Source organism: Microcoleus sp. AT3-A2 (assembly GCF_036705685.1).
Lineage (GTDB): Bacteria > Cyanobacteriota > Cyanobacteriia > Cyanobacteriales > Microcoleaceae > Microcoleus.
The window spans coordinates 14,115-40,966 of sequence record NZ_JAUBVF010000057.1 but is presented as its reverse complement, the minus strand read 5'-3'; the positions used below and the strand labels follow the sequence as shown (position 1 = coordinate 40,966).

The following is a 26,852-nucleotide window of genomic DNA, read 5'->3' as shown; positions in this document are numbered from 1 at the left end:
GATAGCCTCAACGCCCCGCAACTAGATCCTGCCACCATCACCCCCAACCCCGTCCAACAAACTATCAACGGCGGCGAGGATAGCGATTTCATCATGGGCGGTGTCATCAACGACTCAATTAACGGAGAAGCCGGCAACGATACTCTCTACGGCATGGGCAGCAATGACAACATTGACGGCGGCGCAGATAACGACTCAATCTTCGGCAATGGAGGCAGCGATTTCATCTCTGGCGGCGCTGGCAACGATACCATCTACGCTGGCAAAGATCCTGACACTGTTGTTGGTGGTGAGGGCGACGACTTGTTGAGGGGAGATTTAGGCAATGATACAGTTGCCGGCGGCCTTGGTAACGACAGCATTTTCGGCGGTAAAGATGACGATATCTTGCTGGGTGAAGATGGTGACGACTACATTTTAGGGAACTTAGGAAATGACACAATTAATGCTGGAAATGGCAACGATATTGCCTTTGGCAATGAAGGTGCAGACCTGATTTTTGGCGACATCGGTAACGATACCCTGTACGGAGGCAAAGAAAACGACAGTCTCGATGGCGGTGAGGGCAACGACTTGCTGTTGGGTGGCAATGAAAACGATGTACTCTGTGGCGACATCGGTAACGATAGCCTGTACGGCGGCAAAGCTAATGATATTCTCAGCGGCGGTGCTGGGGACGATTTCCTTAGTGGCGATGTTGGGGATGATACTTTGACTGGTGGTTCGGGAAATGATGTGTTTTTCCTCAATCAAAGTTTGGGTAGCGACATCATTAATGATTTCCGCAAGGGAGAGGATTTAATTGGGCTGAATTCTGGTTTGAGTTTTAATCAACTCAGTATTACTTCCAGTAACAATCAAACTTTGATTACTGTGACGGACACCAATCAATTGTTGGCGAAGCTTAACGGTATTACCCCCGGTATTCTCACCGCTAGCGATTTCACTCAGGTAACAATCTAACTGCCTGGGGTAGGGTGCGCCATCAGCAGCCCGCCCGCTTAGAAGTGGTGAAGAAAGCTCTCAAACTCCTGAAATTTGGGGAATGACGTTAGCGCAGTCCGCCCCTATGGGGGCTACGCCAACGAAGAGGAGCGATCGATCTGATTCTTTTTAACAGCGATCGGTAATAAATCTTGTTTATTGCCGATCGCCCACACCTAGAATGAGGCACATCAGTCTATTGCAATCCTGAGCTAGCTAGCCATAAGTAGTACCCGAATAAAGCCAGCTTTCTCAACCACTAAATTTCAGATTGTTGGGAACTTTTTCCAGGTAGGGAAAAACTTAAATTAATCAAATTTTTAGGCATTTTTCCTGGTTTTATCTAATGTGAATGTATCAGGTACTAGCTAGAGCAATTTTCAGGAATTCGGAACCCAGAAAATCTTTTCTAAATTTCCCCTGACCAAGGCTTCCAAATGGTTTGATGCACTACTTATCTGGCTAAGGGTGTGCATGGCAAATCTACATAGAGAGGTTCCCCGTATCCGACTATTTACATTAAATCCTCTCCATTTAATTGCTAAAAAAATCGCAACTTTCACACAGCTTAAGCTGATTTGGGAGACAAGTGTCGGATTTCACTTACGGAGAAAATTCAAGTTTTCCCCTAAATTTTAATCTCCCCGATGGATCACCGAGGTTTTATATCAAATCCGTTAGCATCGGAATAGTAAATTCGAGTTCACTGTTCACGGCGTTCACTGTCAACAGTCAACAGTCAACCGTCAACAGTCAACATCATTCCGGTGTAACCGGAAATGATATTAATTCTGCCTGCTGCCTTCTGCATCTCTAGCCTTCCGCTTTCAAGGTGAATCTACCAGCAAATAGTAAACATTCTCATGGGTATGCCAAATGAGTTCAACTTTTGCCACCAACATGGATTCACAATCTGTTCTCCGCAATACTGGTTCTAAATCTATTGTCTTCATTGATCCCGACTTAGATGACTATCAAACTCTTGCGGGTGGCGTGCTTACCGGTGCAGAGATCGTCATTTTAGATAAAAATGGTAACGGAGTCGAGCAAATTAGTGCGAAACTGCAAACAATTTCTGCTGCTGGGGAAACTGTAGACCAAGTTCATATTATTTCTCACGGCAATTCTGGCAGCTTGCAGCTAGGTTCTGCGACGTTAAATGCGGATAATTTGCCGCAATATGAAAGCCAGTTGCAAGGGTGGCGAAATGCCCTAAGCGACAAAGCAGATATTGTGCTTTATGGTTGCGATGTGGCTGCGGGTTCGGGAAGCGATTTTGTCGATCGCCTGGGCGAGTTAACCGGGGCTGATATTGCAGCATCTAGCGATCGCACTGGCCGCGGTGGTAACTGGAATTTGGAGTTTGCCAAGGGTGATATTGAAGCACCGCTAGCCTTGACTCCAGAGGCAATGGCGGATTATCAAGGGACTTTAAAGACTATTACCGTTACCAACAATAATGATAGCGGGTCGGGTTCATTGAGAGATGCGATCGCCTCTGCAGCAGCCGACGATACCATTCAATTTGCCTCCACTCTTGCGGGTCAAACAATTACTCTAACGAACGGTCAACTTGTCATCAACAAAAACTTGACAATTGATGCCGTTGGTGCAACCAATTTAACCATCAGTGGCAACAATGCTTCGCGGGTAATCCGCACAGAAGGTGCAACAAATGTTACTCTCAAAAACCTAATTGTTGCCAATGGCAAAGTTTCTGGAACCGATCCGAATAATGAGACAACTAGCGCCGGTGGTGGCATTCAAACAGGAGGTAGCAGCACTTTAACTTTAGAAAATTGTCAAGTCAATAATAATGTGGCCGGTTTTGGTGGCGGCATTTACACGGGTTTTCGCAGCACGACAAATGTAATTAACAGCAAGTTTAGCGGCAATGACGGTTCGCTAGCGGATAATACCGAACGTGGTGGCGGCGCGATCGCTACTAAAAGCGGCGGTGTTCTGACTATCAAAGATAGCGAATTTACCAACAACAAAGGCAGCTACGGCGGTGCTGTTAATAACCTGTTGGGCAGCATGACGATCGAAAACTCTAAATTCACAGGCAACCGCACAGAGAAAGGCGTTGGCGGGGCAGTTTACGTCGATGGCGCTAATGCTTCAGGACCGAATGCAACCCCCGGCCCCGTTGCTGGAACTATTGCTATCCGCAACAGCGTTTTTGATGGCAATATCGGAGCGAGAGAAGGAGGTGCAGCCTTTCTGTTTGGTTATTTGCAAGATAAAGTGGTCTTGGAAAATAGCACTTTTGTTAACAATAAAGCTGTTAAGGATCTAGCCGGAGTTGGAGGTTCTGGAGGCGCAATTCGTCACGGAAACACCGAACTTACGGTAACAAATTCCACTTTTGCTAATAACCAAGCTGAAGATAATGGGGGCGGTTTGTGGTCAGGAGAGAATGGAAATATCAGCATTGTCAACAGTACATTTTCCGGCAACAGCGCTGCTAAGCAGGGCGGAGGAATGCTTGTCGCTAACAGAGATTCCTTTTCGACTAACATCGTCAATTCGACTTTTGCTAAGAATACCGCTGAATTTTCGGGAGGTATTGCTACTTTTAACGATCCTGTGAAATCGCCAATTACTGTCAAGAATTCGATTTTTGATAGGAATACGGCAAGTAATCCTTTTAAAACTAGGCAGCACACTGGACGGGAGCTCATCGATGGGGGAAACAATCTTCAATTTCCCGCTAAACTGACGACGGCCGATCCTAATGATAGTAATGTTACGGCAAATGTGACGATCGCAGACCCCTTACTCGGCCGTTTGGAAAATATTAACGGCGCTTTTGTGTTGCCGCTGCTAGTAGGAAGTCCGGCAATTGATACGGGTACTGGTGCGGGCGCGCCGGCGGAGGATCAGCGCGGTGTGAGTCGCCCTCAAGATGGTGATAATAACGGAAGTGCGATCGTTGATATTGGCGCTTATGAATTGAACCCTACAGTCACGCCGACTCCAACTCCAACTCCCACTCCCACTGAGACTCCGACTCCGACTCCGACTCCGACTCCGACTCCAACTCCCACACCGACTCCGACTCCAACTCCCACACCGACTCCGACTCCAACTCCCACACCGGAACCAACTCCGACTCCCACACCGGAACCGACTCCGACTCCCACACCGGAACCGACTCCGACTCCCACACCGGAACCGACTCCGACTCCCACGCCAACTCCGCCTGCAGATGATTGCCTACTCGATAGCCTCAACGCCCCGCAACTAGATCCTGCCACCATCACCCCCAACCCCGTCCAACAAACTATCAACGGCGGCGACACTACCGATTTCATCATGGGTGGTGTCATCAACGACTCAATTAACGGACAAGCCGGCAACGATACTCTCTACGGCATGGGCGGCAATGACAACATTGACGGCGCAGCAGATAACGACTCAATCTTCGGCAATGAAGGCAGCGATTTCATCTCTGGCGACGCTGGCAACGATACCATCTACGCTGGCAAAGATAATGACACTGTTGTTGGTGGTGAGGGCGACGACTTGTTGAGGGGAGATTTAGGAAATGATACAGTTGCCGGCGGCCTTGGCAACGACAGCATTTTCGGCGGTAAAGATGACGATATCTTGCTGGGTGAAGATGGTGACGACTACATTTTAGGGAACTTAGGAAATGACACAATTAATGCCGGCAATGGCAACGATATTGCTTTTGGCAATGAAGGTGCAGACCTGATTTTTGGCGACATCGGTAACGATACCCTGTACGGAGGCAAAGAAAACGACAGTCTCGATGGCGGTGAGGGCAACGACTTGCTGTTGGGTGGCAATGAAAACGATGTGCTCTGTGGCGACATCGGTAACGATACCCTGTACGGCGGCAAAGGTAATGATATTCTCAGTGGTGGCAGCGGTGCAGATTTCCTTTCCGGGGATGTTGGAGACGATACATTGACTGGTGGTTCGGGAAATGATGTGTTTTTCCTCAATCAAAGTTCGGGTAGCGACATCATTAATGATTTCCGCAAGGGAGAGGATTTAATTGGGCTGAGTTCTGATTTGAATTTTAATCAACTCAGTATTACTTCCAGCAACAATCAAACTTTGATTACTGTGACGGACACCAATCAATTGTTGGCGAAGCTTAACAATATTACCCCCGGTATTCTCACCGCTAGCGATTTCATTACTCTGTAGTTATTATAATTAAATCCGGTTTGGCTATACCCTCGATTATTCTGCGTATCCTTCGGCGGTTGAAACCAGGGCAACCACGGGGCGATTGCCCCTACAAAAACGAAGTCCGCCTCTGCAGACTGAGAGATAAAGGGAGTAGTTAAGCCGGATTTGGTATTATAGTATATTTCAATAAAAAGTAGCAAAACATGATAATTATACTCTAATCTTCTGAGGCTATAGCCACACATATTAATCTATTATTCCTAATCAAGCGGACTTGATATTATTCGGTTTTAATACGATCGCACAAATGTCTATCCTCGTCCTTCACATCAGCATTGGTTCGCAAATAATCTCGCACCCGATCGCACGCATAAGCCAGTTCATCGAGTTTGAGAATCCGCTCCACATCCCACAAAATGATAGTGCGATCGTCCCCAACAGAAGCAATCTGTTTGCCATCGGGACTAAACGCCACCGCCCAAACATTCCCCTCATGTCGGGTTAGCGTCGTTATTTCCGTGCCGTCAATTTTCCAGAGTTTGACTGCGCCAGATGCACCTCCCGCCACCAGCATTTGACCGTCGGGACTGAAATCAACCGCCATCATGCCTCTAGTATTTCCCTTGATGGTGTTCAGCAACGTGCCATCGATCGTCCAAAGTTTAATCGTGTCATCCATGCTCGCACTTGCCAAAGTCCGACCGTCTGGACTCACAGCCACTTCCCAAATTCCACTACGATGACCTTTCAAAGTCTTGTTCAAGCGACCGTCCAAACTCCACAACCGAACTGTGCCATCTGCACTGACAGAAACCAGCCTGTTTCCGTCGGGCGTAAAGTCCACATCGTAAACCCTAGCCTGATGTCCTGTGAACGTTTTCAGCAAAGTGCCGTCTGGCTTCCACAGTTTCACGGTTTTGTCGTCGCTGGCAGAAGCGAAGAACTGACCGTCTGGACTGACGGAGACATCCCAAACGCTAGCCCCATGTCCTGTTATGGTTTTCAGCAGCGTCCCGTCGAACTGCCAGAGTTTAATAGTTTTGTCTGTACCAGCAAAAGCGAGTACAGGCGAGATATCTTCTTTGGCAAAGCTAGCAGGAGAGACGAAAGCAACCGAGTAAACGGGAGACTTGTCTTCCGCCAAAGACTTCAGCAACGTACCGTCTTTTGCCCACACTTTGAAGCTGCCATCGGAACTAGCTGAAGCTAACATCTGACCGTCCTGGCTGAAGTCCACATCCCAAATGATGCCGCTATGCCCGTACAGGAGTTTCGAGAAAGGGTTTGTCGGGTTCCACAGCCGGACGGTATTGTCGTCGCTGGCGGAGACAGCGATTTGAGTGTTGGGAATAAAGATAACGCCGCGAATTCCAGATTGATGCCCTTTGAGGACTTTCAAAAGCGTCCCGTCCGGCTTCCAAAGATTGATGGTTCCGTCTGCGCTGGCGGAAGCAATGACATCGCCTGAATCGCTGACGGCAATTTCCAACACTTCCGAACTGTGACCCCCGATAGTTCGTAGCAGCGTTCCGTCGAGTTGCCAGATTTTAACCGTGTTGTCAGCGCTGGCAGAGAGAATAGCGAGACGTTTTGTGCCGTCACTGTCTGCGAGGAAGGCGAACTTAACGTCCCAAACGGCAGCCGCGTGGCCTTCCAGAGTTCTCACTCCTTTGCCGTCCTTAGTCCACACCTTGACCGTACCGTCGGTGCTGCTAGAGGCGAGCAGGTCTCCATCCGAACTGAAGGCAAGACCCCAAACCCCACCTTGATGTCCGCTTAGTGTCTCCAGCAGTTTGCCATTAAAGTCCCACAGGCGAATCGTGCTGTCTTCGCTGCCAGTGGCAATGCGATCGCCGCCCGGACTGACTGCAATGTCCCATATCGCAGCGCTGTGTCCCTGAAAGGTTTTGAGGAGTTTGCCGTCTCGATCCCACAGATAAATGCTGCCGTTGAGACTGGATGTGACCAGGCGCTGGCTATCGGGACTGAATTTGATCCCGAAGACAGCAGCCGGGTGTTGCAGGTTGTGCAGCAGCGCACCGTCCCGCTGCCACAGCTTGACTGTTCTGTCGCCGCCGCCGGTGGCGATGAGTTGGGCGTCTGGGCTGACATCAAGGCCCAGAACCACGCTGGAATGCCCCGTCAGGCGATTGAATTCTGACGTTCCGTAGATGGCCTGTTGCAGCACTTGCCGAACTTGCGATCGCAACTGGGGGTTGGAATTAGGGAGGTCATCGAGCCTGCGTCTGGCTTTGATGGCACTGACGAGGGCGTCTAATCGCTGTTGGGAGGCGAATTGCCCTGTGGAGGAGATGCTGAGGGCTTGTATTTCGCTTTTGGCGGCGCGGTAATATTGCCAGAGGGCGAAAATGGCGGATGCGATCGCAACTATCAGCAACCCGCTCAACGCTGCAATAAACTTGCGCTGTCGCTGTGCTGTCTTTCTTTCATAAGCTACGCGCTTGCGTTCTTCTACCAGTCGTGCTTCGACTTCTTTTACTCGTTCTGCTTCCAGTGCTTGCTGCATTTCCAACTTGTCTAATTCACCAGAAGCGGCTAAAAACTGATAGTCCAAATCGCTCAAACTTTTACCTTGCGCCCAGGATTGAGCGTCTTTCAGCGCTTGTCCGCGCAACAGTCGCGATTCGTCTTGTTGTTTGGAAGCGATCCAAGCATCAAATAGTTGGGAGTAAGGGCGCAGTTGCCCTAAGTGTTTTTCTACCCATTCTCTCTTAAATACTTCTTGATAAATTAGGTTTTTTACCTGCAAATACCCATGTTTTTTTACCACTAAACCCGATAGCAATAGTTCGATTTGATCTCGGCTGTCATCGGTTGGGACGGGCGGGCACGGGGGCACCGCCCCTACGCCTTGTAAAATTTGCTGATAAATACCGAGCAATCGGCCGGCACGTTGTTCGTTGCGAAGGATGCGATCGCGGATTGTCTTTAAATGCTCTGGCTCATCTTGCGATTCCCATTGATTGATGATGTTTTCTCTCACCACCGATTCCACAAAAAATCCCTCGGTTCCCAGTGGTATTTTTAAACCCCCCGTGTGGGCTGACCCCGCCATTCTTACTACTAATTCACAAATTTTTTGCGTTAAAAATGGCTGTCCTCCCGTCCAATATAAGATTTCTTTGAGAACTGCCTGCGGATTGGCAATGACATTTTCTAACCCTTTCGCTAATGGTTGCGCTTCTTCTAAGCTAAATCCTAACAAATCGATCGCTTGTCCGATATTAAAAGGTGTCCGATTTTTATCGGCGATTAAATCGCTGGGTGTAGCTACTCCGAAAATTGCGAAAGTAATGCGGGTATATTCGGGATTGATAGCTCGTTGATTGTAACAATAACGAATCAAGGCGAAAAAATCATCTACCGGAAAATCTAAACTGATAATACTATCAATCTCATCGACAAATATAAAAATTCGCTCCTCCGCAAATCCGGTTAATAAAATATCTTCAATAAACTGACTCAATATTTGCAGAAGAGAAACTTCTTCTTGTTCTTGCCACCAGGTTTTTAAATTAACTTTTCCTACCAGATTGAAACTGCGCCACAAATCCCCAACAATTCCTTTATACCACTGTAAAGGAGTAATATTTTCGCTACCGATACGGGTCATGTCGATCGTGCTGCATTGAAATCCTTCGGCTTGCAATCGATGGAAGGTGCGAACAAGAAGGGAAGATTTGCCCATTTGTCGCGAATTGAGAATGTAGCAAAACTCGCCTCGTTTTAAGGCTTCATAAAGTTCGATATCTGCTTGTCGTTCGACATAGGTAGGCGCATCAGTTGTGAGACTGCCACCAATGTGGTAAGAGTAATCTTTCATAATTAATAGTTAATTGTTTCGGATAATTTAGCGATCGCCCACGGCATCGCACAAATGTCTATCCTCCTCCTTTACGTCAGCATTTGTTCGCAAATAATCTCGCACGCGATCGCACGCATAACCAAGTTCATCGAGTTTGAGAATACGCTCTAGATCCCATAAAATCACAGTGCGATCGTCCCCGGCTGAGGCAATTTGTTTGCCATCAGGACTAAACGCAACTCCCCAAACGTTCCCTTCATGTCCGGTTAGCGTCGTTATTTCTGTCCCGTCTGCCTTCCAAAGTTTGAGTGCGCCAGTTGAGCCTCCCCCCACCAGCATTTGACCGTCAGGACTGAAATCAACTGCCATCATGCCTCTAGTATTTCCCTGGAGGGTTTTGAGTAATGCGCCATCGATCGTCCAGAGTTTAATCGTGTCATCCCTGCTGGCAGTTGCCAAAGTGCGACCGTTTGGACTGATGGCAACTTCCCAAACAGGGCTGCGATGACCCTCTAGAGTCTTGAAAAACCTACCGTCAACACTCCACAACCGAGCAGTGCTGTCGCTACTGGCTGAAAGCAGCCTCTGTCCGTCAGGGGTAAAGTCCACATCGTAAACCCTGGCCCGATGCCCTGTGAAAGTTTTCAGCAAAGTGCCGTCCTTGTTCCACAGTTTCACAGTTTTATCGTTGCTAGCAGAAGCCAGTAGCCGACCATCTGGACTTGGGGAGATATCCCAAACTCCAGCTTCATGGCCTGTTATGGTTTTCAGTAACGTCCCGTCGAACTGCCAGAATTTAATTGTTTTATCTTCACTAGCGGTAGCAAGGAAAGGTGCGATCGCAGGATTGGCAAAGCTAGCACCAGAGAGGAAAGCAACAGAGCGAACGGCAGCCTTATCTGTGGCAAAAGACTTCAGCAACGTGCCGTCTCGCGCCCAGAGTTTGAAACTGCCATCGGAACAGGCGGAAGCTAGCATCTGACCTTCGGGGGAGAAATCCACATCCCAAATCGTGCCGCCATGTCCATAAAGGACTTTCGAGAAGGGGTTTATCGGGTTCCACAGTCGGGCTGTATTGTCGTCGCTAGCGGAGACAACCATTTGACTGTTAGGAATAAAAGTAAGCCCGCGAATTCCCGATTGATGCCCTTTGAGGACTTTCAAAAGTGTCCCGTCCGGCTTCCAAAGGTTGATAGTTTGGTCGGCGCTGGCGGAAGCAATGACATCACCTGCTGTGCTGACGGCGACTTCAAACACTTCCGAACTGTGACCGCTAAGAGTTCGTAGCAGGGTTCCGTCGGGTTGCCAGATTTTGACAGTGTTGTCAGCGCTGGCAGAGATGATGGCGGGACGTTTTGCACCGCTATTGTCTGCAAGTAAAGCGAACTCAACGTCCCAAACGGTGGCGCTGTGCCCTTCCAGGGTGCTCACCAGTTCGCCATCTAGAGTCCAAACCTTGACCGTATTATCTGTGCTGCTAGAGGCGAGCAGGTTTCCATCCGGGCTAAAGGCAACACCCCAAACTGCACCTTGATGTCCTGTCAGAGTCTTGAGCAGTTTGCCATCAACGCTCCACAGGCGAATGGTGCTGTCTTCACTGGCGGAGGCGATGCGCTCACCGTCTGGACTCACGGCGATCGCCCAGATCGCAGCCTTGTGTCCCTGAAAGGTTTTGAGCAGTTTGCCTTCCCGACTCCACAGATAAATGTTGCCGTCCACGCTGGATGTTACCAGGCGCTGACTGTCGGGACTAAAACGAAGGGCGTAGACGCTGCTGATCGTGTGTTGGAGAGTGTGCAGCAAGGTGCCATCCCGTTGCCAAACCTTGGCTGTTTGGTCGCCGCCGCCGGTGGCGATGAGTTGACCGTCTGGGCTGACATCAACTGCCAGAACCGGGCTGGAATGCCCCAACAGGCGATTGAATTCTGCCGTTCCATAGATGGCTTGTTGCAGCACTTGTTGAACTTGAGATGCCAACTGGGAGCTGGAATTAGCTAGGCTGTCGATCCTGCGTCTGGCTTTGATGGCGCTCACGATGGCATCTAATCGCTGTTGGGATGCGAATTGCCCTGCCGATGAGGAGGTGAGGGCTTGAATTTCGCTGATGCGGGCTTGCTGCTCACTGGTGATCGCGTAATGATATTGCCAGAGGGCAAGAATGCCAAAGGCGATCGCAACTATTAGCGCTCCGCTGAGCGCCCCAAGAAATCTTCGCTGCCGCTTCGCTGTCTCTCGCTCTAAAACTAACCGCTTGCGTTCTTCTGTGAGTCTGGCTTCAACTTCTCTAAGCCTCGCTGCTTCCAGTGCTTGCTGCACTTCCAGCCTGTCTAATTCACCAGAAGCGGCTAAAAAGTGATAATCCAAATCGCTCAAACTTTTTCCCTGGGCCCAGTAGGAAGCGTCTTTTAGCGATTGTCCGCGCAACAATCGTGATTCATCGGTTTGTTTTGAAGCGATCCAAGCGTTGAAAGCTTGCGAATAAGGACGCAGTTGCTCTAACTGTTTTTTTACCCATTGTAGGTGAAAAACTGCTTGATAAATCGGGTTACTTACCTGTAAACAACCTTGTTGTTTTACTACCAAACCTGATAGCAGCAGTTCGATCTGCTCTCCACTATCATCCGCTTCACTTTCACCACATTGTAAGAGGTTTTGATAGATGCCTAAGCTACGTGCAGTGAGTTGTTCGTTACCAAGAAGGCGATCGCGAATTGTCTTTAAATGCTCTGGCTCATCTTGCGATTCCCATTTATTGATGATGTTTTCTCTCACCAATGATTCCACAAAAAATCCCTCGGTTCCCGGTGGTATTTTTAAATCACCGCTGTGGGCTAATCCCGCCATCTTTACTACTAATCCACATATTTTTTGCGTTAAAAATGGCTGTCCTCCCGTCCAATCTAAGATTTCTTTGAGAACTGCCTGCGGATTGGCTATGACATTTTCTAACCCTTTCGCTAATGGTTGCGCTTCGTCTAAGCTAAATCCTGACAAATCGATCGATTGTCCGATATTAAAAGGTGTCCGATTTTTATCAGCGATTAAATCGCTGGGTGTAGCTACTCCGAAAATTACGAAGGTAATCCGGTTGTATTCTGGATTAATGGCTCGTTGGTTGTAACAATAACGAATTAAGGCGAAAAAGTCATCGACGGGAAAATCTAAGCCTAAAATACTATCAATCTCATCGACAAATATAAAAATTCGCTCGTTCGGAAATTTGACTAATAAAATCTCTTCAATAAATTGACTCAATCTTTGCAGGAGAGAAACTTCTTCTTGTTCTTGCCACCAGGTTTTTAAATTGACTTTTCCTACAAGATGGAAACTGCGCCACAAATCCCCAACGATTCCTTTGTACCATTGTAAAGGAGTAATGTTTTCGCTACCGATGCGAGTCATGTCGATCGTGCTGCATTGAAATCCTTCGGCTTGCAATCGATGGAAGGTGCGAACGAGAAGGGAAGATTTGCCCATCTGTCGGGAGTTGAGGACGTAGCAAAACTCGCCGAGTTTTAAGGCTTGATAAAGTTCGATATCTGCTTGTCGTTCGACGTATGTAGGCGCATCAGTTGTGAGACTGCCACCAATTTGGTAAGAGTAATCTTTCATAATTGAGAGTTCATGGTTTCGGATAATTTAGCGACGATCGCCCACTGCATCGCACAAATGTCTATCCTCCTCCTTCACATCGGCATTTGTCCGCAAATAATCCCGCACCCAATTGCAACCAAAAGCCAGTGGATCTGTATTGAGAATTCGCTTCACATCCCACAAAATCGCCGTTTGATCGAAGCTGGCGGAGGCAAGGAAAGTGCCGTCGGGACTGAAGGAAACTCTTGTCACCACACCTCTATGCCCCGTGAGCGTCGTCAGCAAGATGCCGTTTTTGTTCCAGAGTTTCACCGTGTTATCCAGACTTGCCGTAGCGATGATTTCACCATCCGGGCTAAAGGAAACTTCTAGCACTCCCTCTGCGTGACCTTTAAGCGTTCTCCGTAGCAGTGCTTTGTGAGGAACCGAGGTGTCAGTAACAGTGGGTGAGGCATCTAATTTCCAGAGTTTGATGGTGCCATCCATACTCGCTGAGGCGAGCGTCTTGCCATCGGGACTGAAATTGAGATCTAAAGTCAGAGCCTGATGAGCGTCAATCACCTGCAACAAAGTGCCATCGGGCTTCCAGATCGCGATCGCGCCACTGCTACCGACGGCGGCTAGAGTTTCCCCATCAGGGCTAAAGGCTACATCCCACAAGGCGCTGCCATCTAGCTGTAGAGTTCTCAGCAAAATGCCGTCTGGCTGCCAGAGTTTCACCGTGCCGTCTGGGCTTGCGGAGGCAAAAATTTTACCGTCCGGACTCCAAGCAATTCCGTAAACTAAAGTTTTGTGTGCCTTGATTTCTCGCAGGAATCTGCCATCCTTGTGCCAGAGTTTAACTGTTTTTTCGCCCCCTGCGGCAATAAGTTTACCGTCAGGACTGAATGCCAGATTCCAAAGCCCTCCTGTACCCTCCTTAAGCGTCTTCAGCAACGTGCCATCTGGCCGCCAAAGTTTCACCGTGCCGTCTGTACTGGCAGTGGCGGCGAGTTTACCATCAGGAGCAAAAGCAGCCGCATAAACAGCAGCGTCGTGACCTTGCAGGGACAAGAAAAAAATGTTTTTCGGCTGCCAAAGTTTGACAGCATTTCCTATACCCAGGGAAGCAATGAAACTGCCGTCACGACTGAAAGCGATATTCCATAACGCACTGCGATGTCCTGCAAAAGTTCGTAGGGGCAGTGCCTCCGTGCCTGCCTTGCCGTCTTTGCTCCAAAATTTGATTGTTCGATCGCCGCTGGCTGTGGCGATAATCTCACCGTCAGGACTGAAATCTAGACTCTCAACGCCAGATGCGTGACCTTTAAGGGTTCGCAGGGGCTGTAACTCTTCGTCTGACGGGGCATGGGAGGGCCAAAGTTTAACAGTTTTATCCATGCTCGCAGAGGCAAATATCTTGCCGTCAGGACTGAACTTGACCTCCCAAATGGCAGCGCTGTGTGCTTGAAACGTTCGCAGTAACTTTACCGAGGCCCATTCTGGGCCGTCTTTTTTCCACAATCGAATCGTCCCCTCCGCACTTGCGCTAACGAGCATTTCCCCGTCGGGGCTAAAGCTCAGGCTCCTCACCGCATCGGTGCGATCGAGAATGGTTAATAAATTGCCGTTTTTGTCCGAGAGTTTAACGGTGTTATTCTCACCGGATGCAGCTAAAGTCTCGCCATCTGGACTGAACGCCACACCGTTAAACTCCTTACTGTGTCCCTCAAGAGTATGTAGGAGTTTGGGACCCGGCCAAGACGTTCCCTCTTTCTGCCAAACTTTAACTGTGCCCTCTCCACTGGCGCAAGCGAGGAGTTTACTGTCGGGGCTAAAAGCCAACCTCCACACTATACCGTTGTGGGGAAGAGTCGTAATCAGGGTGCCATCTCGCTGCCAGAGTTTGACCTCGTTATCTGTACTTGCGGAGGCAATTGTCTGAGCGTCGGGACTGATTGCTAATCTATACAGTGTCGCCTGATGTCCTGACAAGCGGTTGAACTCGGAAGCTCCATAAACTGCCTGCTCTAGTAATAATTGCACGCGATTTTCTAGTTGGGGATTTGCGCTGCCGAGTTGTTGCAGTTTGCGCTTGGCTTTGATTGCGGCAATCAGGCTGTCTAATTTTTGCTCTAAGGTAAAGAGGGCTTCGGAGGAGGTGGCGATCGCTTCTACCTCACTCAAGGTAGCTCGACGATATTGCCAAAAAGCTGCTGTTCCGAGAAACAGGGCGATCGCTAATGCTAAAGAGAGTGCAGCAATAAACCACTTTTGCCGTCTGGCATTTTTTTCGACTTCTTTTAACCTTTCTGCTTCTAAGGTTAGTTGCATTTCTTGCTTGTCGAGTTCCGCGCTAGCTGCTAAAAACTGATAGTCTAAATCGCTCAAACTTTTTCCCTGCATCCAAATTTGAGCATCTTTTAAGGCTTGTCCCCTCAAAAGGCGCGAATCATCTGTTTGTTTGGCAGCGCTCCAAGCATCGAAAGATTGGGAGTAAGGACGCAGTTGCCCTAATTGTTTCTCTACCCATTCTATATTAAATATTTCTTGATAAATTATATTTTTTACCTGCAAATAGCCTTGCTTTTTGACCACTAAACCCGATAGCAAGAGTTCAATTTGTTCTCGGCTGTCATCGGTTGGTACTTCCACACTTTGCAAGATTTGCTGGTAAATGCTGAGCAATCTTCCGGCGCGTTGTTCGTTCCTCATGATGCGATCGCGTATCGTTTTCAGATGCTCTGGCTCGTCTAGGGATTCCCATTTATCGATGATTTGCGATCGCACCAAACTATCTACCCAAAAGGCCTCTGTTCCCGGAGGAATATTTATTAATCCGCCCACCGTCTCTAGGCTGGCTCTGTACGCCAAATAGCAAATTTTATGGGTGAGAAATGGCTGTCCTGAAGTCCAAGCTAATATTTGTTTGAGAACGGCATCAGGATTACTGACGGCACTCTCTAATCCCTTAACTAATAGTTGGGCTTCATGCCATTCAAAACCCCGCAAATCTATAGCACGACCGATATTAAAAGGAGTTCGCTTTTTGTCAGCAATTAAATCGCTTGGCGTGGCTACTCCAAAAATTGCAAAAGTAATGCGGTTATACTCTGGATTAATCGCTCGCTGATTGTAGCAAAACCGAATTAAGGCAAAAAAATCATCGACAGCGAAATCCAAACTGAGAATGCTATCGATTTCATCGATGAATATAAATATCCGCTCGTGAGGAAAATTGACCAGCACGATATCTTCAATAAAATGACTCAATCTTTGCAAAAATGAGACCTCTTCTTCGTCGCGCCACCAAGTTTTTAAATTAACTTTTCCTAACAAATTGAAGCTGCGCCACAAATCCCCAACAATTCCTTTATACCACTGTAAGGGAGTGATATTTTCGCTACCGATGCGGGTCATGTCGATCGTGCTGCATTGAAAACCTTCTGCTTGCAGTCGGTGCTGGGTACGGACTAAGAGAGAAGATTTGCCCATTTGTCGGGAGTTAAGCACGTAACAAAATTCCCCAGCTTTTAAGACTTCATAAAGTTCGGAATCTGCTTGCCGCACTACGTATGTAGGCGCATCACTGGCGAGACTGCCGCCAATTTGGTATGTTACCTGGGTCATGCGGTTTATGGGTGGGTTTAAAGCTGAGTATGTAGGGAATTTATTTAGAGGTAAGGATGTGGTGCTGGAGCTGTATTATAATATAAGTTATGATAAACTATGCTAAATTATGGTTGATTTATCCCTTTTTTTTAGTGCACGTAGGCGGACTTTGTTTGTATAGCAGCGATTTCTAAGCGCAAAAAAACGTCGAGTTTTCAAGGGGATCTTGGATTACGCAAAAAAACTGTAAAGCCGGCTCTAAATAAAGTTGTGCGAACCAAAATAGATGCGGTACAACTCACAGCTTAGCGTACAGCGGTTGTTATCGATATGAATCAGCCCTATACTAAATAATTTAGAAGCCACTATCGGATCTAATTCCACTCCGTGTTCCGATTTTACTACTTGTTTAAGTGCAACCGCCAATTCGAGATACTCTTGCAATGTTGCCCAAAAACTCCGCAAGTAATCTTTATAAATTCCCGCTATTGTCGGAGCTTCTTGTAGTAGCTGATCTAGTGTTACACTGTTGTGACAGAGGTGGTAAAAAGCGAGCCGCACCAGATAAGGATGTCCCCCCACCATTGCCATCAGTCGATCGGCATCGGAACCCTCTGTCCAATCCAGTCCGTGACGCTGAGCTAAAGCAAGTATCTGCTCTTCTGTAAAATAGGGCAATTGCAGCGGTAAACCGACATTAAAAGGCGATTCAGTGAGCTTTAAAGGAATATAAATTTCTGTGGAGTGAAGAACGATTAATCGCAGTTTTCCCAAAGTTTCAATCCGCTTTGCTTCTTCATGCCAGCTTCGCAGCAGCGGCAAAAATTCTCTGGCAATTTTTGGATACTCAAAAATTATATTTACTTCATTTAACGCTAACACAATAGGGGTACTTATTTGTGCTAATATATATTGTTGCAAATAGATGGTGCAGCTTACTTTGCTACCCATGTCTTCATCCCAATAATCCTCTAATAGAGGTGGTAATTCTAGGTTACGGCTGATGTTGGCACAAAACCAGCGTAAAAATTTATCGATATTGGCTAAGACAGCTTCCTCGGCTTGCTGAAAATCTAAACTTACAGTTCGATAGTCAAGAGAAGTCGCGCGATCTAAAATCCGTAGGAGAAGGGAGCTTTTTCCCATCTTCCTGGGAGCTTTAATCCGCAGAACACTTCCTGGCTTGGTAATCTCTCGATAGGCGAGTTCTTCAATTAGCGGGTGAGGGATATAAAATGGCGAACCGAGGGGCACGGGAGAGCCGGGAAATTCTAAAGGTGTTGCGAGGCATTGGCTGCGGGTGAAGGATTCAATTAATTCTCGTTCCTCTGCGGTCAGGGAACGTGATTCTACACAAGAGCGAAAATTTGATTTGCTAATAGATGTCTGCAAGATTTGAGAGAGAGATTGCCACAAGGATGAGGCGATGTTTCTCAGGTAATGCTCTCCGTAATGAGAGGCAGATGCGATACTTGTATAAGTCTTTCCTTCCCAAACTTGGCGGAGTATGATTTCTTGTACTGGGTATAAATCTTTTTGTAATCGCACACGAGTTAGCTGTAGTACCTCATCTATCGTCATAACTGGCAATAACCATATAAGTGTATCGTTGATATTATCACTTATGATTGAGTGTAAAGCTCAGATCGATCGCCTATTGGATTGCGACACGCTCCTGTCGCGACATTTTTCAGGGGGTAATTGGTCAAATCGGTTAAATATCCCCGAAGACTATCACTGTCAATAATCAAGAATTCCCTCGCGGGGTGGGGGCGAGTGTATTTAACCTGCCTGCACTCTTCAAGGGTACAAGAGTGAACCCACCTCTACAGGCTTTGGAGAATGGTTCTCTTCGTTAAGTGAAATCCTTGAAATGCGTTAAATCTGGTAATTTCCCCGTTGCCTGACGGATCGCAGAGTGCTATAACCTAATTTCAATGGGCGCTGGCGATCCTACTGGAAAGGAATCTGTGCTCAGTTTTTCTTTATCGTTGGCCAAAATGTCATGCCGGTGTCACAGTTGGTAGTGAAGGCAGAATTAAAAATGTGACAGTTGACTTTGCTAAAGCTGAGTCGATTGATGTTAAGTTAATTAACATTAGTTTCAGATCGCTGCATTTACTCATCACAAGCGTTAAGTCCAAAAGCATAATTCTTATTTTTGTGCTAGCAGGTTTTTTTATTTCCATGTAATCCTGTCTTAAAAACTTTAGCAAATAACCTAGTTGATTTAATGCAAATGATTCATGAAATCTTTCCTAATTATTTTATTCCTCACGGTCATTGCTACTTGTGGAAGCCTGGATTAGTGGGGCTGCACATTTTGTCCGATGGTTTGATTGCCGTGGCTTATTTTTTGATACCCATCACGCTGATTTATATTGTTAATAAGCGGAAAGACGTGCCTTTTGACTGGGTTTTCATGCTGTTTGGCTCTTTTATTGTCTGCTGCGGGATTACCCATATTATGGAAATATGGACGCTGTGGCATCCTAATTATTGGTTCTCTGGTTTTCTTAAAGCGATTACGGCGCTGATTTCGCTAAGTACAGCAGCAGTGCTGGTGGAACTAATCCCAAAAATCTTGGCTATTCCCAGTCCAGATCAATTGGCGGTGGCAAATGTAGCTTTACAAAATGAGATTGGCGATCGCAAACAAGCTCAAGAAGCACTCTCGGAATTAATGCTAGAATTGGAAAAACGCGTGATGGAGAGGACGATCGCTTTAGAATCCACTAATGAACTTTTGCTACAGGAAAATCGCGATCGCTCTTTGGCGGAAAATTCATTGCGGCACTCGGAAGCTAAACTGCTAGAACAAACTCAGCATTTAGAGAACGCTCTGCAACAACTTAAAGGCGCTCAAACTCAACTCGTGCAAACTGAAAAAATGTCGTCTTTGGGGCAAATGGTAGCTGGGGTTGCCCACGAAATCAATAACCCTGTTAACTTCATTTATGGCAATTTGATTCCTGCGGAGGAATACATTAAAGAGCTTGTAGAATTGATTAAGGCTTATCAAGTTTATTACCCCACTCCGGCGCCGGAAATTGCAGACAAGATTCGCACTATCGAACTCGATTTTATTTTAAAAGACCTGCAAAAACTTTTTGGTTCGATCAAAATTGGAGCAGAGCGAATTAGGGAAATTGTTAAATCTTTACGGACTTTCTCGCGGTTAGACGAAGCCGACATGAAAAAGGTAAATATCCATGAAGGTATCGATAGCACTTTAATGATTTTGCAGCACCGCTTGAAAGAACAACCAAACCGTCCGCCTATCCAAGTGATTAAAGAGTATGGAGATGTGCCAAAATTGGAATGCTACGCTGGGCAGCTTAACCAAGTATTTATGAATATTTGTTCTAATGCTATTGATGCTTTAGAACAGATTGTACAGGAGGGATATTCGACCAACGGCTATTGGGAAAATAATTTATCTGACCACTTACAAAACGCCTATTGCCCACTGCTAAAAATTCGCATCCGCACCCTTTTAGTTGATGACAAGTGGGTGCAGATTCACATTGCTGATAATGGCACTGGCATAGATTATGATGCGATCGCTAAAATTTACGATCCATTTTATACAACGAAACCTATCGGTGCTGGTACCGGGCTGGGTTTGGCAATTGCTTATCAGATTATTCAAGCCCATGAAGGTTATTTGCGCTGTACTTCCGAGGTGGGGAGAGGTACGGAGTTTATCATTGAAATTCCTTTGCGATCGCAATTTGGCGATCGCCCCCTACTCCAAAAGCAAGCTGTTATGAACAAGCTGGGTTTAGGCGTTAATAAATAATTCTGAATCCAGCTACCATTTTCGGTTTATTTTATTTTTTGCCTAACTTAGGTATCATCAAATCCATATTATCTGCCAACAACAAGTATTATGTGGGAAGCACTCAAAAATATCTTTTCCCCGACTCAGTATATGCCTCACGGTCATTGCTATCTTTGGCAAACGCCTTTAGTGTGGCTGCACGTAACTGGGGACTTTTTAATCGCGATCGCCTACTATTCAATTCCGGCGATGCTAATTTATTTTATCTTCAAGCGGCGCGATGTTCCTTTTTTAGGAATATTTGCTTTATTTGGTGCATTTATTATTCTGTGTGGGACGGGTCACTTGCTAGACATTTGGACGTTGTGGCATTCCGCTTATTGGCTGTCGGGGATTGAAAAAGGAATTACTGCACTGGTTTCCTGCTTCACCGCCGCCTCGATGGTAACACTATTGCCCCAGTTTTTGTCTTTAAAAACACCCCAAGAATTAGAGGCCATAAATCGCAAGTTGCAGACTGAGATTGGGGTGCGTGAAGATGCTGAATTAGCGTTGCGCCACGCTTATGATGATTTAGAAATTAAAGTCCAAGAGCGCACCGCACAGTTAACAGAAATTAATGGTTATTTAGAAGCAGAAATAAGAGAAAAAGTAGCCGCTGAATCCGCTTTGCGTGAACGAGAAAGTAGGTTAACAGAACAACAAAATGGTTTGCTCGAATTAGCAAAAAATTCTAGTATCTACGAGGGAAATATCAGCGAGGCGTTGAGAGAGATTACGCAAATGGCAACTCGTACCCTGAATATCGATCGGGCAAGTATTTGGTTTTATCAGGAAAATAAATCCGCACTGTGCTGTGCGGATATTTACGAACTGACTCCCAATCAACACAGCGCCGGTGGAGAAAGAAAAGTTGCTGACTATCCTAGCTATTTCCAAGCTTTGAAGACAGAACAGGCGATCGCAGCAGTTGATGCCAAAACTGATCCGCGCACCCGAGAATTTAGCGAATCTTATTTGACGCCTTTAAACATCTCGTCGATGCTAGATGTTCCTATTACCCATAAAGGGCAAATTGCGGGTGTAATTTGTTTAGAACATCAGGGAACGACCAGGAATTGGACGCTGGACGAACAAAGCTTCGCTAGCTATGTGGCGCAGATCGCAGCTTTAGCAATGGAAGCTCGCGATCGCAAGCAAGCCGAGCTAAACTTGCGTTCGGTCACCGAACGCTTGCAATATTTGCTGGCGACTACTCCGGCGGTGATTTTTAGCTGCAAATTAGGGGAAAATTATGACGTAACATTTGTCAGCGATAATATTGTTTCAATGATTGGTTACGAATCCCGAAATTTTCTTGATGGTTCCCTTGATTGGCATAGCTTGGTTCATCCAGAAGATCGAGAGATTGTTGATACTTCATACGCTCAGATATTGGAAAAAGAATCGATTTCCTACGAATACCGCGAACGGCACAAAGACGGTAGTTATCGCTGGATATACGATGAGGTTAAGTTAGTCAAAGATGCTGCTGGTATACCTGTAGAGTGTGTTGGTTATGGAGTAGATGTTACTGCTCGAAAACAGGCGGAAATAGCCTTGCAGCAACAAGTAAAAAGGGAGCGGCTAGTGAATTCCATTCAAGAGCGCATTCGTTCCTCTCTTAACCTAGAAGAAGTGCTGACAATGGCTGTGGAAGAAGTCCGCCAGTTTTTGTCAACTGATAGAACAGTTATTTACCGCTTTAATCCAGATTGGAGTGGATTTATAGCCGTAGAGTCGGTATCCGTCGGTACGATGCCGATTTTGGGAATTGACATTAATGACCCTTGTTTTCGACAACGCTACGTCTCTGTTTACGAGCAGGGACACATTCGTGCGATCGACAATATTTATACAGCAGGTATTTCAGAGTGCCACGTTAATTTACTGAGCGAGTTGGAAATTAAAGCTAACCTCGTCGTTCCCCTTTTGCAAGGTGAAAAACTATGGGGGCTACTCATTGCTCATCACTGCCGCAGTCAAAGGCATTGGGACTCTTCTGAGATAGAATCTCTCAAGCAAATTTCCGTGCAGCTAGCAATTGCTATCCAGCAATGCACCCTTTTTGAACAAGCTCAAACAGAAATTGCCGATCGCAAATTAGCAGAAACAGCATTACAAAAAGCTGTCGTAGCTGCTGATACAGCTAACCGCGCCAAGAGCGAATTCCTTTCTTCTATGAGCCACGAATTGCGGACTCCCCTAAATGCCATTCTCGGATTTAGTCAGGTGATGGTGCGCGATTCATCTCTCAACAATCAACACCAGCAGCACCTAGAAATTATTAATCGCGCGGGTGAACACTTGCTTGCGCTAATTAATGACATTTTGGAAATGTCCAAAATTGAAGCGGGTCGAAGTCAGCTTAATGAAAGCAGTTTTAATTTAATGCGCTTGCTAAAAACCTTAGAAGAAATGTTTCGATTAAAAGCTAAATCTAAGAAATTGCAGCTAAATTTGGAAGTGGGTGACCGTGTACCACACTTTGTTACTGCAGATGAAGGTAAATTGCGCCAAATTTTGATTAATCTTGTAGGAAATGCGATCAAGTTTACAGAGAGGGGTAGCGTTACTTTGCGAGTGAAAAAGAAGGTAGAAGAAAGTTTGGGGGCTGAAAATGCAGAGTTTTCGGACACACAAACAAAACTTGCCGACGCGGGTTGTGAACATTCCGAAAGCTTAGCGGTTGAAACCACAGCTATACCAAAAAGAACCGGATGGTGCACTGGTTTTAATCAGTCCGAAAGCTTAGGAAACTGTGATTGTGTAGACGCGAATGGCCTTCGCCCGGAATTGTTACGCCTTCAGTTTGAAATTGAAGATACTGGCCTTGGCATTGCCGCAGAAGAGATGAATAAGTTATTTGAACCATTTGAGCAAACAAAAACAGGTCAAAAGTCTCAGCAGGGGACTGGATTAGGTTTACCAATTAGCCGCAAATTTGTACAAATGATGGGAGGAGATATTACTGTCAGCAGTAAACCTGAGTTGGGAAGTAAGTTTGCATTTGATATTCAAATCAGCCTTGCCACTCCAAGCGAAATTAAAATCCTTAAACCGCAGAAACAAGTAATTAGTTTAGCACCGAATCAACCAGAATACCGGATTTTGGTTGTTGACGATCGCGCCGATAACTGCCTAGTCATAGAGAGATTATTGTCACCACTAGGCATCCTCGTGCGAGAAGCTAGAGATGGTCAAGAAGCTATTGCTGTATGGGAGGATTGGCAACCGCACCTGATCTGGATGGATATGCAGATGCCTGTCATGGATGGCTATGAAGCCACCAGACAAATTAAAGCTCATCCTCTCGGAAAACAAACTGTAATAGTTGCTCTTACTGCTAGCGCTTTTGAAGAGGAACGACAAACTATTTTAGGAGCAGGCTGCGATGATTTCATGCGTAAACCCTTCGATGCAAAGATATTATTTGCGAAAATGGAAGAACTTTTAGGAGTGCGCTATATTTACGAGGAATCTGTTGATGCAAAACTAGAAAATGAAAGCGAAATTAGCGAAGTGACTAGCAATCAATCTGTCGAGTCACAACTCGGTCAAATGCCTCTTGAGTGGGTAGAAAAAATATCTCATGCTGCTCATGAATGTTGCGACGATAAAATTGTCAAGTTGATTGAGGAAATGCCGAGCGAGTTTGCTTTTGCGGCCGAATATTTAACTACTTTGGTGCAGGATTTCCTATTTGACGATATTATAGAGATAGCGCAGTCAGCAGTTGCGACGAGGTAAAAATACCTGTTTTCAACTAATCTAAACTTGGGAGGCTATTTTATTTAAAAAAGACCTAACATTAAGCCCCAATACCGTCTCCTTGCCATCTCTTTTTAGGAAGGGAAATCGGAATTTATACTGTTTCGTTTTTTTTTTGAGGTAAACTTCTTAAGTGTTACTATCTTTGATCTTGACAAACTACCGTGAGCGATCGCATGGACAGCCATCAATATCCTACAACTCAAGCCAACATTTTAGTAGTTGATGATAAGCCCGATAATGTGCGGCTTTTATCTACAATCTTGACCGAACAAGGGTATCAGGTTCGTAAAGCGCTGAACGGGCAAAGGGCGATCGCTACAGTGCAAGAGTTTCCGCCGACTCTAATTTTGCTGGACGTGATGATGCCAGACATGAATGGATATGAGGTATGCACAAAGTTGAAAGCTTCACCAAAAACCAGTTCCATTCCCGTGATTTTCTTAAGCGCTTTAGATGACGTTCTAGATAAGGTGAAAGCCTTTGATGTGGGAGGAGTTGACTATATTACTAAACCTTTTCACGGTAAAGAAGTATTGGCACGAGTGGCAAATCAGTTAACAATTCAAAGTCAACAACAGTTACTTAAAGAGCAAACGAAGCAATGCCAACAACTTGTCGAACGTTTGCAAAACGAAATTAAAGAGCGGCAGGGAGTGGAGGTAGCTTTACGGCTTGCTCAAACAAAGTCGGATCATTTATTGCTGAATATTTTACCAGCAGCGATTGTTGAAAATTTGAAAAAGGGTCAGGGTTCTCCTGCCCAGAGGTTTGATTCAGCAACAGTTCTTTTTGCTGATATTGTCGATTTTACATCTATTGCTGCTAGAATTTTACCTCTAGAATTGGTAAATGTACTGAACCAGATTTTTTCAAGGTTTGACCAACTAACTGAAAAACACGGTTTGGAAAAAATTAAAACAATTGGAGATGCTTATATGGTAGCGGGGGGGTTGCCGGTGCCGAGGGCAGATCATGTAGAAGCGATCGCGAATATGGCCTTGGATATGCAGGAAGCGATCGCTGATTTTCAAACTGACAAAGGCGAACCATTTCAAATTCGGATTGGCATTCATACAGGGCCCGTAGTTGCTGGCGTAATTGGCACTAAAAAATTTATCTATGACTTGTGGGGAGATACTGTTAATGTTGCTTCTCGGATGGAATGTCAAGGATTACCGGGATATATTCAAGTTACTACGGCTATTTACGAACTGTTAAAAGATCGGTATTTATTTGAGGAAAGAGGTGCGATCAAGGTTAAAGGTAAAGGAGAGATGATCGCCTATTGGCTAAAGGGTACAAAAGATAATTCAGCGGGTGAAACTGATTATTGTCAAACGCAGTCCACTCCTAGCGAACTAATAGAGTACCCAAATACCCGAATTATTTAAGAAGTCGGGCATCTAACCTAGGAACTCTGGAGGAACGTTGATCTAATCCTTAAAAAATGAAAATAATTTGCAGATTACAATTTTTATTTTCCCGGATGATTTCAATGCGATCGATAAATTCTCGAAAGTAAAACCTGCGTTCTGATTCTGATAAATCGAGCCAAAATTGGGGAAGGGAAACTGTTTGGGCAATTTCTCGCAAATTTACTGGGGGTAGTTGCGCTAATTTGTTTTGCAGTTCGGCAATTTCGGTGCGGATTTTGTAGGCTCTAAACTCTGCAGTTTCGGTGTCTAATATGCCGCTGTCAATCAGGGCCCAAAGTTGCTCTATGATTTCTTGTTTCGATGCGATCGCCCTGACAATTCCTGCTTTAATCCCACTCATATTCGGCATTTGCAACCCAGCAACAGCATCGGGTAAATCCCGACAAATACCGGCGATGGTTAATTGCAATACTTCATCGTAGGAAAGACCGCTACATTTAGGCTGTTTTGGACAGTTAATTGGTCGCAAATAAAGGTATTCTTTTTCTTTGCGGTAGGAGGTGACTTTGGCAACTGTCATGGGCGATTTGCATTCTGCACAAATTGCTAAACCTGCGAGGGAACGTGGGGCGCTAGCGCTGCGAGGAGAAAGGCAGCGGTTGCGGCGCAGCAATCTGTCTATTTGGGCGGCTTCTTCTCTGGAAATAATCGGGACGTGGGTGTTAGAAATTACTTGACCGTTTTGATATTCCAAATCGCCTCGGTAGGCGGGATTTGTCAGCCAGCGGCGGCCGGTACTTACAGAAATTTTTTTGTTGTATTTCTTGGCTAAATACCGCACGGAACCTCGCAAGGAACCGTAAATTAAAAAGTGTTCAAAAAAGTCTTTGACGGTGGGGGCGGTGGTTTTATCGATCGTATAACAATCTTTGCCGCGCCGGTAGCCGTAGGGAGCCTTACCCGGTGGAATTCGCGATTTGATGCGGTTGCGCGCGTGTCCTTTGCGAATACTCCGGCTGTGTTGGCTGCGCTGGATTTCTGCGAGGATTTGCAGCAAGTTTTTGCGGTTTCGTGGTTCTGTTTCTGCTTGTACTATGATTTCGACGCCGAGGTTTTCGAGTTGGGCGAGGTGCGAACACACTTGCTGCAATGTGTCGCCTAGTTCTTCAAACCGCTGAATTAATAAGTATTTGACTGGTTCTGTTTGGCAGTCTTTGAGGAGTTGCTGAAGTTGCTGCCGCCCTCCTAAGTCTTGATAGGTGCGATCGACTTCTTGACCCCAAATTTCCGGTGCGGGTGCTGCTTCGAGTAGCGGTTCGGTGTAAGAATAAGCGATGATTTTCATCTGTTACTCGCTGAGTTCGATGATGTTGCCGTCTGGATCTTGGGTAAATAATGCCGATCGACCTGACGCGCTCATTTGAAACGAGTAATTGTGAGCGATTAACTGTTGTTTGGCTGCCTCTAAGTTAGCAACAGAAAATGCTAGATGTCGGTTGCGTCCCCATTTGGCATGGTCTACGGCATCTGGGATAATTGTTGCACCTAAAATTAGGTGGAGCTGGAAGTCGCCGATTTGATACCAGATTCCGGGAAATTTTAAGTTTCGATCGATTTTTTGCAGTTTTAGTACGGTGCTGTAAAAGTGTTGGGATTTTTCCAGGTTGGAGATGAGTAGGGCGGCGTGGAGGGATTGGGTAATTTGCATTTTTGTTTG

General features: G+C 46.1%; 11 protein-coding genes. 5 read left to right on the top strand and 6 right to left on the bottom strand.

All coding sequences use genetic code 11. The features are described from left to right. Positions 1–963, top strand: a 963-nt coding sequence (locus QUB37_RS23685) for a calcium-binding protein (protein WP_333166818.1), incomplete at its 5' end; no start/stop codon positions are given. Positions 964–1,860: 897 nt separating this feature from the next. After that, positions 1,861–5,166: a DUF4347 domain-containing protein gene (locus QUB37_RS23680; protein ID WP_333166816.1), complete on the top strand. Its 3,306-nt coding sequence runs from the start codon at positions 1,861–1,863 to the stop codon at positions 5,164–5,166. 265 nt (positions 5,167–5,431) lie between these two features. Here QUB37_RS23680 and QUB37_RS23675 read toward each other — a convergent pair whose 3' ends face one another. From QUB37_RS23675 to QUB37_RS23660, 4 genes are all read right to left on the bottom strand, one after another. Further along, complete coding sequence (locus tag QUB37_RS23675; protein WP_333166814.1) at positions 5,432–8,995, bottom strand: AAA-like domain-containing protein; 3,564 nt, start codon at positions 8,993–8,995, stop codon at positions 5,432–5,434. 27 nt (positions 8,996–9,022) lie between these two features. Continuing rightward, positions 9,023–12,589 carry an AAA-like domain-containing protein gene (locus QUB37_RS23670; RefSeq protein WP_333166812.1) on the bottom strand — a complete coding sequence of 1,189 codons (3,567 nt, stop codon included), beginning with the start codon at positions 12,587–12,589 and terminating at the stop codon, positions 9,023–9,025. Positions 12,590–12,616: 27 nt separating this feature from the next. Further along, positions 12,617–16,180 carry an AAA-like domain-containing protein gene (locus QUB37_RS23665; RefSeq protein WP_333166810.1) on the bottom strand — a complete coding sequence of 1,188 codons (3,564 nt, stop codon included), beginning with the start codon at positions 16,178–16,180 and terminating at the stop codon, positions 12,617–12,619. Between the two features lie 240 nt (positions 16,181–16,420). Then, entirely contained in the window at positions 16,421–17,710 is a 1,290-nt protein-coding gene (locus tag QUB37_RS23660; protein ID WP_333166808.1) for an AAA-like domain-containing protein, read from the bottom strand. 685 nt (positions 17,711–18,395) lie between these two features. Here QUB37_RS23660 and QUB37_RS23655 point away from each other — a divergent pair. The 3 genes from QUB37_RS23655 to QUB37_RS23645 all read left to right on the top strand — a co-directional run bounded on the left by QUB37_RS23655 (position 18,396) and on the right by QUB37_RS23645 (position 25,150). Further along, positions 18,396–19,964: an ATP-binding protein gene (locus tag QUB37_RS23655; RefSeq protein ID WP_333166807.1), complete on the top strand. Its 1,569-nt coding sequence runs from the start codon at positions 18,396–18,398 to the stop codon at positions 19,962–19,964. Positions 19,965–20,054: 90 nt separating this feature from the next. Continuing rightward, complete coding sequence (locus tag QUB37_RS23650) at positions 20,055–23,735, top strand: GAF domain-containing protein (protein ID WP_333166806.1); 3,681 nt, start codon at positions 20,055–20,057, stop codon at positions 23,733–23,735. 197 nt (positions 23,736–23,932) lie between these two features. Next, the gene (locus tag QUB37_RS23645; RefSeq protein WP_333166822.1) at positions 23,933–25,150 is read left to right on the top strand and encodes an adenylate/guanylate cyclase domain-containing protein; all 1,218 of its coding nucleotides are present in this window, start codon (positions 23,933–23,935) and stop codon (positions 25,148–25,150) included. Positions 25,151–25,199: 49 nt separating this feature from the next. On the opposite strand, the gene QUB37_RS23640 is transcribed toward QUB37_RS23645, so the two are convergent. Together QUB37_RS23640 and QUB37_RS23635 are read right to left on the bottom strand one after the other, a co-directional pair. After that, positions 25,200–26,480, bottom strand: coding sequence for a recombinase family protein (locus QUB37_RS23640; protein ID WP_333166803.1), 1,281 nt, complete (start codon positions 26,478–26,480; stop codon positions 25,200–25,202). 3 nt (positions 26,481–26,483) lie between these two features. After that, entirely contained in the window at positions 26,484–26,843 is a 360-nt protein-coding gene (locus QUB37_RS23635) for a VOC family protein (RefSeq protein ID WP_333166801.1), read from the bottom strand. Between the last annotated feature and the right edge of the window lie 9 nt (positions 26,844–26,852).